At 59.7% G+C, this 9056-nt stretch carries 7 protein-coding genes and 1 pseudogene; 3 read left to right on the forward strand and 5 right to left on the reverse strand.

Annotated elements, in window-relative coordinates; genetic code table 11:
* Positions 1-8 precede the first annotated feature (8 nt).
* Entirely contained in the window at positions 9-533 is a 525-nt protein-coding gene (locus ACODS0_RS27105; RefSeq protein ID WP_488838319.1) for an HAD family hydrolase, read from the reverse strand.
* 475 nt (positions 534-1008) lie between these two features.
* On the opposite strand from ACODS0_RS27105, the gene ACODS0_RS27110 reads away from it, so the two are divergent.
* The 3 genes from ACODS0_RS27110 (at position 1009) to ACODS0_RS27120 (ending at position 4674) form a co-directional block, all read left to right on the forward strand.
* Entirely contained in the window at positions 1009-2412 is a 1404-nt protein-coding gene (locus tag ACODS0_RS27110) for an aminotransferase class III-fold pyridoxal phosphate-dependent enzyme (RefSeq protein WP_487257683.1), read from the forward strand.
* Positions 2413-2497: 85 nt separating this feature from the next.
* On the forward strand, positions 2498-2992 hold the full coding sequence (locus ACODS0_RS27115; protein ID WP_487257684.1) for an Lrp/AsnC family transcriptional regulator: 495 nt from the start codon (positions 2498-2500) through the stop codon (positions 2990-2992).
* A 356-nt stretch (positions 2993-3348) separates the two neighbouring features.
* Positions 3349-4674: an NAD(P)/FAD-dependent oxidoreductase gene (locus ACODS0_RS27120; RefSeq protein ID WP_488838326.1), complete on the forward strand. Its 1326-nt coding sequence runs from the start codon at positions 3349-3351 to the stop codon at positions 4672-4674.
* 271 nt (positions 4675-4945) lie between these two features.
* On the opposite strand, the gene ACODS0_RS27125 is transcribed toward ACODS0_RS27120, so the two are convergent.
* From ACODS0_RS27125 to ACODS0_RS27140, 4 genes and pseudogenes are all read right to left on the reverse strand, one after another.
* Positions 4946-6181, reverse strand: coding sequence for a M20 aminoacylase family protein (locus tag ACODS0_RS27125; protein ID WP_488838322.1), 1236 nt, complete (start codon positions 6179-6181; stop codon positions 4946-4948).
* Between the two features lie 1046 nt (positions 6182-7227).
* Positions 7228-8130, reverse strand: coding sequence for a LysR family transcriptional regulator (locus tag ACODS0_RS27130; RefSeq protein ID WP_488838324.1), 903 nt, complete (start codon positions 8128-8130; stop codon positions 7228-7230).
* On the reverse strand, positions 8124-8822 hold the full coding sequence (locus ACODS0_RS27135) for a substrate-binding domain-containing protein (RefSeq protein ID WP_488838327.1): 699 nt from the start codon (positions 8820-8822) through the stop codon (positions 8124-8126). The genes ACODS0_RS27130 and ACODS0_RS27135 overlap by 7 nt, the downstream gene beginning before the upstream one ends.
* 57 nt (positions 8823-8879) lie before the next feature.
* Positions 8880-9047 (reverse strand): annotated as a pseudogene (locus tag ACODS0_RS27140) (helix-turn-helix domain-containing protein); the annotation flags it as partial.
* Between the last annotated feature and the right edge of the window lie 9 nt (positions 9048-9056).

Genomic DNA, 9056 nt, shown 5'->3' on the forward strand with positions numbered 1-9056 from the left:
TGCCTCAGCTACTTCAATAGCAGGCATAACCTAGCCATGCGCCCGCAACCGAGCTGGTCGAACATGTATTCGAAGGTCTGCATGCGCGGCTTGTAGGCGCGCGCTTCCTCGGAGGTGTAGACCTTGTGGAACGGGGCCTTGAGGTGCGCGACGCTGTGGGGGATGAGGTCAACCATCGAGTTGGACAAGATCACCAACGGCACGTGCGGTGCGATGGCTTCCAGCACTTCCACGACGTTCGGGTGGGGCTGAAAGGTCGGCACTGCTGCGTACAAGGCAGTCGCATCCGATGGCAGACATTCGACGCCATGCTTCGTGCAAGTGCGTTGAATGGAGTTTTCCAACACATCAAAAAAGGGCTTCCAGTCACCCAGCACCTCGTCGAGGCGATAGGCGCGGAAACTTTCCAGAAACGCCGGCATGCGCTCGGCTGGCACACGGTCCTTAAACAGGACCTTGGCCGTCGGCCCCATCTCGAAGTTGATGAGGGTTCCGTAGCAATCGAAGCTGATGAATTTGGGTTTGAATGTCATGGTTTGATCCTCTGCGTTGAGACGGAATAAGTCTATGGTTGCCCCCCTTTCAGGAGATGCCATATCGCAGCGGCCTGCACGCAGATTCGTTGTCAATCAACGGGATGTCTGGCACTTTTTGCCATCGCTGTTGAGCGGTGGCCGCGTCGAATGTCTGGTCATGCGGGGAGGCGATTGCCGGTCCCCTGGGAAGAACCCGTATTTCGAACGCAACGGCAAATATCGCCTTCATAGAACTCTGTCATGGGCAGCTGTTAGCTCTGAGGTAACTCCGTGCATGAACGCGCCCAGGAGGCAGCAACCAAACGAAGTGCTGTCTGCCCCTCCAACAACCGCACGCTACTTCGTCCGGCATCCTCAAAGCAGCATCACCTTGGTCGCTATTCGCCCTAACCTAGAGGCAATTGACGACAGGTGTTTTAGCGCCTGCCACCTTGTCTTCTGACCTTGTGCCTTGCCACCCATGGATACTGCAATGACTCACTCCGAAGCCCTTCCCCAGATCGCAGCACTGGACGCTCTGGACCGCGCCCACCTCATCCACCCCGTGTCCCCTTGGCGCACGCACGAAGCGCGCGGCCCTAACATTCTCACGGCCGCGCAGGGCATCTGGCTCACGGACGGCCGGGGCTACCAGTTGCTGGATGCCTTTGCAGGCCTGTGGTGCGTGAACGTGGGCTACGGACAAGAGAGCGTGGTGCAGGCCGCAGCCGAGCAAATGCGCAAGCTGCCCTACGCCACCGGCTACTTCCACTTCAGCAGCGAGCCCGCCATCCGTCTCGCCGAAAAATTGGTGCAGATTTCGCCCGCATCGCTGCAGCACGTGTACCTCACGCTGGGCGGGTCTGAATCGGTGGATGCTGCGGTGCGCTTCATCGTTCAGTACTACAACGCCATTGGAAAACCTGCCAAGAAGCACTTCATCGCTCTGGAGCGCGGATACCACGGCTCGTCGTCCACTGGCGCAGGCCTCACTGCGCTGCCCGTATTCCATCGCGGGTTTGACCTGCCGCTGCCCACGCAGCACTACATTCCATCGCCCAACCCCTACCGCGCGGCAAACCCGGCGGACGGCCAAGCCATCATCGATGCGTCGGTCGCAGCCCTGAAGGCCAAGGTGGCCGAGCTAGGCGCCGAAAACGTGGCGGCATTTTTCTGTGAGCCCATCCAAGGCTCGGGTGGGGTCATCGTGCCACCGCAGGGCTGGCTCAAGGCCATGCGCGAGGCTGCTAGAGCGCTTGATATCCTGTTCGTGGTGGACGAGGTCATCACCGGCTTCGGGCGTACTGGCCCCATGTTCGCCTGCGACGCCGAAGGCGTGGACCCCGATCTGATGACCGTGGCCAAGGGTCTGACTTCCGGCTACGTGCCCATGGGCGCCACGCTGATGAGCCACAAGGTCTATGCAGCCATCGCCGACGGAGCCCCCAAAGGCGCCCCCATTGGCCACGGCGCCACCTACTCCGCCCACCCGGTGAGCGCCGCCGTGGCGCTGGAGGTGCTCCGTCTGTATGACGAAGGAGGCGTTCTGGTCAATGGCCATCACGTAGCTCCGGTGTTCGCGCAGGGCTTGGACGACCTCCTGACCCACCCGCTGGTGGGCGACTCGCGCCACCGTGGCCTGCTCGGCGCGCTGGAGCTCGTTAGCAACAAGGCCACCAAGGCGGGCTTCGATGCCACGCTGGACCTGCCTGGCCGCATGGCGGCCACCAGCTACCGCAACGGCATCGTGTTCCGTGCGTTTGGCGACAACATTTTGGGCTTTGCTCCGGCGTTGACCTTCACTGAGTCCGATTTCGGCTTGATGTTTGAGCGCTTGAAAAAGACTTTGGATGACGTGCTCAACGCCCCTGAGGTGCGTGCCGCCCTGAAAGACTGACGCGGTGTAACTCCCACTCCAGCCTACGCTGACGCCGAAGCAAAATGTCTGTCACCTCTTCTTCCCTGTGCACCAGGAGACCATGATGACTGAAGCCTTCAAAATTGACCGCCTGGACCTGCGCATACTCGCGCAGTTGCAGAAAAATGGGCGGATGACCAATGTCGATCTGGCGGACGCGGTGGGCTTGTCTCCCAGCCCCTGCCTCATCCGCGTCAAGCGTCTGGAGCAGGCGGGATACATCGCTGGGTATGGCGCCCACTTGCGGCTAGAGAAGCTGGGCGACACGCTCACCGTGTTCACAGAGGTGACCCTCTCCGATCATCGCCGCGAAGACTTTGCCCGCTTTGAGACGGCCATTCGCGAGGTAGACGAAGTGCTCGAATGTCACTTGGTCAGCGGAGGCTATGACTATCTGTTGCGCTTTCTGACTCGGGGTGTAAATCACTATCAAGAAGTGATTGAAGACCTGCTTGAGCGCAATCTGGGTATCTCCAAATACTTCAGCTACATCGTCATCAAGTCGCCATTCATCAAAACACACTGTCCGATCGAACGCCTGTTTCCGCACCAGCACTAAGCAAGTCCTGCGGCTCTGAGACGCGAGACGACCCCGGTGGTTGATGCGCAGAGCCAGGACAGAGCGAATGGGCTGTCCTCAACCAAGCCATGCTGCCCGAGACGCTCCACTCCGAATAGATAGCGGCCGCAGGTTGCACTTGCTGTGCGTGACAGGCCTCACGCCAGCCGATTTCCGGCTGCCTTGCGAGGCGCTCAACGCTGACTTTTTAGCGGCGCTGTATCGAGAACAAGAACCCTCGCCAAGCTCACCCAATTCGGTACCCCATTCGATATGCCACACCTACCATCCACCAAATGAATTGGCCTATGACAACGCACTACCACCCCAGCGCTGAAGCTGCGGACCGCACCGCCATTCTGCAGCCCCTGCGCATCATCGAGAGTTCGCGAAAAGTGCCGACGCACGCAGATGCCGTCGTCATTGGCGGCGGAATCATCGGTGTATTCGCGGCCTACTACATGACTCGACAAGGCCTCTCCGTCGTGGTGCTCGAAAAGGGCAGCATCGGTGCAGAGCAATCTAGTCGCAACTGGGGCTGGTGCCGTCAGCAGAATCGCGACGCGCGCGAGCTACCGATGGCAACTCGGAGCCTCGAACTCTGGGAACAGTTCGCCGCAGAAACGGGCGAAGACACGGGGTTCAAACGTTGTGGCCTGTTCTACCTCAGCAACGATGAGGCAGAAATTGCGCGCTGGGCCCGGTGGCGCGACTTTGCAAAAACTGCGGGTGTGACCACTCATATGCTCAGTGGCCGCGAGGCCAGCGAACGCGGCCGGACCACGGGACGTACTTGGAAAGGGGGCGTATTCTCGCCCAGTGACGGCACTGCCGACCCTGGTAAAGCAGCACCTTCTGTGGCTGCGGCCTTTTTGAAGCTGGGCGGTACCGTTCTTCAGAACTGCGCTGCACGCGGGATTGAGCGTGAGGCAGGGCGTGTGAGCGGTGTGGTGACTGAGGCCGGTACGATCAAGACCAACACCGTTGTCTATGCGGGTGGCGCGTGGGCATCGTCGTTCTGCCGCCAGCTAGGCATACGATTCCCGCAGGCCACAGTCCGCCAAACTATCGTGCGTGTCTCTGGCGCAGCCGAACGCCTTCCGGATGCGCTGCACACTGCGCGCGTTTCCGTCACACGCCGCAGCGATGGCAGCTACAACTTGGCCATTAGCGGGCGGGGGCGGGTTGACCCTACGCCGCAGCTGCTGCGTTTTGCACCACAGTTCCTGCCCATGTTTGCCAAACGCTGGCGCAACGTTTTTCCGGGTGGTCTAGAGGGACTGCGCGGTGGTCACGAAACGCTCGCCAGGTGGCAATTGGACGCCCCGACCCCCATGGAGCGCATGCGGATCCTCAACCCCCGCCCCGATGCCGCCGCAGTGCGCCAGACCTATGAGCGTGCCATCGATTTGTTGCCTGCTCTCAACAAGACTGGTGTCGCCAGTGCCTGGGCGGGCTTTGTGGACAACACCCCCGATGGTGTCCCCGGGATCGGCGAAGTGGCTGAACTGCCTGGCTTCATTCTCGCGGCAGGCTTCTCGGGTCATGGCTTCGGTATTGGTCCCGGGGCTGGCCATCTGATCGCCGATTTGGTCACAGGTGTGGAGCCCATCTTCGACCCACGCCCATACGATCCGGCGCGTTTCCGGAATTCAGCATGGGGCAAGGTTGCGGACTTCTAATCCGGTGGATTACGCGCAGTTTCGGTGCAAGGGCCAGTGGCTAGATGAGCGAATGCGCCTGCGTTCTCCGCTGTGCCCACGCATGCACCTGCCAACACTTGAGTGAACTACATGCAGCCGAGCAGCGGCGCGGCGCCCCATCCGGAACGCGGGACAGTCAGTCTGGATTTTTGAGGTTCACCTCCAATTGGTAGCTTGCGTCGCCCGATTTGTAGGCACTGCAAGCTACCTCTTACGAGAAATCTCCTACCGTGCCCATGGCGATACGACTTTAGCCTGAGACGCTAGTTTCCAACGAACGAGTAGCGACCTCGCAGAACCAGCGCACTCCAAGTGGCAATGCATCGTCGTTGAAGTCATAGCAGGGGTGGTGCAACGCGCGCTCGCCATCGGGCCCAGGATCCGCACGGCCCTGGCCTAGCCACAGGTAGGCCCCCGGCTTACGCTGCAGCATGAAGGCAAAGTCTTCCGACGTGAACGCGGCACGCGGGGCCACCTCAGCGCAAAGGCCCACGGCGCGCGCAGCTTCCAGGGCCAGCGCTGCCTCGGCAGAGGTGTTCACAGTGGCGGGGTAGTAGCGAAGGTACTTCACCTCTACCTCGGTGCCACTGGCCAATGAAACTCCGTGCGCTGCGGCGCGCAGTGCGCCCTCAATGCGGTCCTGCGACGCTGCATCAAAACTGCGCACCGTGCCCGTGATCTGAACTTCAGCCGGCAGTACGTTGTGGCTGTGGCCTCCCTCGATTCTGGTGACAGACAACACGGCAGACTCACCGGGGTCAATGCGCCGCGCCACGATGGTGTTGAGCTGCGCAACCAACTGGCTGGCCGCCAGAATCGCGTCGGGCGTGTGGTGCGGCTGTGCTGCATGGCCGCCTTTTCCGCGCACGCTGATGTCGAACCGGTCAGCGGCGGCCATGATGGGCCCAGGGCGCGTCTGCACCTTGCCCAGTGGCAGATCGGGCCAGTTGTGCAGCGCAAACACGCGATCGCATGGAAAGCGTTCAAACAGTCCATCCTCGATCATGCGGGCAGCACCACCTTTGCCCTCCTCGGCGGGCTGAAAGATGAAATGCACAGTACCGCTCAGCCCGAGCGCCTTGCGCGTACGCACCAACTGCTGGGCAGCGCCTAGCAACATGCTGGTGTGGCCATCGTGGCCGCAGCCGTGATGCTTACCTGGTGAGCGGCTTGCATAGGCGCGCTGGCCCAACTCCAGCATAGGCAGTGCATCCATGTCCGCCCGAAGACCTACGCTTGGTACATCACTTCCGCAACTTTCGCCGCAGCGAAGTGTGCCCACAACGCCGGTTGCGCCTACACCTTCGTGCACCTCAAGACCCAAAAGCCGCAGAACATTGGCGACAATGCCCGCTGTACGCTGCTCTTCGAAAGCCAGTTCGGGGTGAGCGTGAAGGTCGCGGCGCAGCCCCATCAATTCGGGCAAAAGATCGTCCACCGGTGCGGAGATAGCCAGAAGGTTGCAGTCTTTAGATAGAGATTTCATTCTCTTGGCTCCCCCGAATAGGTTTGTGACACCAGCAGGAGGGAGCACCGATCTTGCATGGTGCTAATCGAACAGGCATCCACACCTACTTGGAGAATGCGCCCTCGATGGCACAGTATTTCTCCATCAAAAAATACCTCTTTGAAACACCATGAAGCCATAGTCCACTCCTGCAGCTAGCAATCAGTTCGCAGCCCTCCGGAGAGCGGTCTGCCGCACAAAAAATGCTGATCGAGCTTAGAAGTGAAGTGACTCTCGTGGGCACCAATCTACGTACCCGGAACAGCAGCAAGTTTCGTTTTGGTGGCCCGAATGCACACATGATTGAAGTCCTCTGACAAGAAGGCCAGACGGCGAGATCTTTTAGTAGTCTCTCGGTGCAAGTGTCGTGTTTTCGCTGCAAATCGCGTTCGCCGCTACGGGTGTTCAGAAAACGATCTGTCTACGCGAGGTCAGCATTGCAGCGGCAGAAGTCGGTCGCTACTGCCCGGCGAATTCACGCAGACTTCCCACAAGCGGTCGCTAGCACCGTCGACCATAGGACGCACGACGGTCAACTTCTGGGGTGTGCCTGTGGTGGGCGTTGACCGTGGCGATCAGCAAAATACCCAACCGAGGACTCGCATTCGAAACTGGTCTCGCGAGCGCCCTATCAAAGCCTGTTTATGGCGCTTTCGCTCACTGGTCAGGGCGTGGCCAAGTTCAATCCATGTCGCTGCCGCGTGTTGACCGGCGAGCGAACATAGTCGCAACCGTCCGCTCCGCACAGCAACCCCCACAGACCACCAAGAAGGAGAAGGCGACCAAGAACTTATCCACAACGTGAGCGTGAAGTTCACGAACCAGGGTGGGTCAGATCGAGATGGAAATGGTGGGGCAGGCTTGCGTGGAAATCAACACTCTGGACTACCCCGGTCGTTGAACGCTGATCAAACGGGTGCATGAACCTTCTTTTGAACAACCTCTGGTTTCCTCCAACCCCTAAAAAAGGTGTCTTTGAAAACGGCAGCAGTACATTCATCCAATGTCTGACCCGTACCGCAGCGTCAACTGAGCTTAGTCTCATGAGATAGGGAAAACGAGCGTTTGGCAATATCCGCGACGCCATAGCCCAGGGCTGAATGAAGATGGCGCTGGAAGCAAAAATAGTAGGGAACCTGGGGTGCAGTTGGGGCGGTGTTCACGAGCTGCAGGTGCCCGCGCTCAATTTCCTGCGTGAAGATTGTGATGGGCAGGCAGCTGATACCCACCCCTGCAGAGATGAGGCCGGCCAGGGCATTGACGTTGTTGCCGCCATAGATTCGCTCGGGATGCACGCCAGCGCTTTCCCACAGCCGTGCACACAGTTCTGTGATGATCGAGTTGGGGCTCTGCTCAATGACCGTACATCCCGCCAAGTCGCGCAATGAATGGACAACGTCGGGTGCGAACGTGCCGGGTGCCGCAAACCAGCCGAACGGCACGGTGCCAAGTAGCATGCGCTCAAGCCCCTCCACGGGCGGAGGATCTGGCAGGATCGCGAAATCGAGGCGGCCCTCCTCCACTCGCTGACGCAGCAACGTTGATAGATCAATTTCTGGCTGAATCGTTACAGAAGGGTAGATGTTCTTCATTTGCCTGATAAAGCGGCCGAACCATGTCAATGCCGTCAGCTCAGTTAGGCCCACATGTATAAGACGCGCTGGCTGCTGGGTTGATCCCTTCATGAGATCCAATTCGTTAAGTAAAGCGAACAGGCCCTCGCATTCGCTCACGAGTTCATGGCCTTTTGCCGTCAAGGCATTTTTGCGTCCGCCGTTTTCGAAGAGCGGCACGGCTGCGAGCGCCTCGACTTCCTGCAAGCGCTTGGTAGCAGCGGATTGGGTGATGTGGAGTTTTTCGGCCGCCTTGCTGAGGGTTCCCAGGCGTGCGACCCAGTAGAACGCCTGGAGTTGCTTGATCGTCAGCATGCATTTCGCTCCAGAGCGCGTTCATCCGACAGTGCGTGGAATGGCGTGTCGAAGTCGCAGGTGCCCTGGGCCACTTCGATCACAGATCTGTGGAACGCAGAGACCGTGTCGATGCGTGCGATAGCTAAGTAGTTCAGGTTGGGGGAGTCGACGGGCACCCTCACTTCTCGCAGCCAGCCCCGGTGAAGTGCGTCCGACGCCACAGCTCTGGGCAGATTCGCGATGCCAAGGCCCGCCGCAGCAATGCCAGATAGCGCCGCCAGACTGTCGCTATGGATCACATTCACTGGTTCTACCGATTTCTCCTTTAGCCATGCCGCCAGTCGTCGACCGGCACCCGTCGATGGACCTTGAAGCAACAGCGTATGCAGCTCAAGTTCGTGAAGCGACATTGTGTCGGAGTGCAACAACCAGGGTGCGCTGAACCAGCCCATGGTAGCCGTCCCCACTGGCACACGAACCATCTCCGTGGTCCGCACCACATCGATCACGACCGCTAGATTCAATCGGCCGCTGCGTACTTGTTCATGCAGTTGCGGCGATGAACCTACTTCAACCTCGAGAAGGAGCTTCGGATACCGCTCGTGCAAGCAGCCGACGAACCTTGGCACCCAGGTCACCGCAGCCAGCTCGGTGACACCGAAGCGCAGCGCAGGTGACACGAGTTCTGCGCTGCAGAAGCGCTCAGTCAACGTGTCACGTTGCTTAAGGACCGCTCTCGCAATACGCAGCGCCTCCTGTCCCGTAACAGTCAGCCGGGCCGCCCGCTGGTCCCTGGAGAAAAGCGGCAGTGCGAACTGTGCCTCGAAGTCTTGGATGAGGCGGGATATGGCCGACTGCGATGTTGATTTCCACGCAAACCTAACCCACTGGGGGTGCGGATAAAAACTTGGACTGGTTTTATGCCGCAAGTCCAAGACTCACCC

This window comes from Acidovorax sp. FG60 (genome assembly GCF_057808995.1).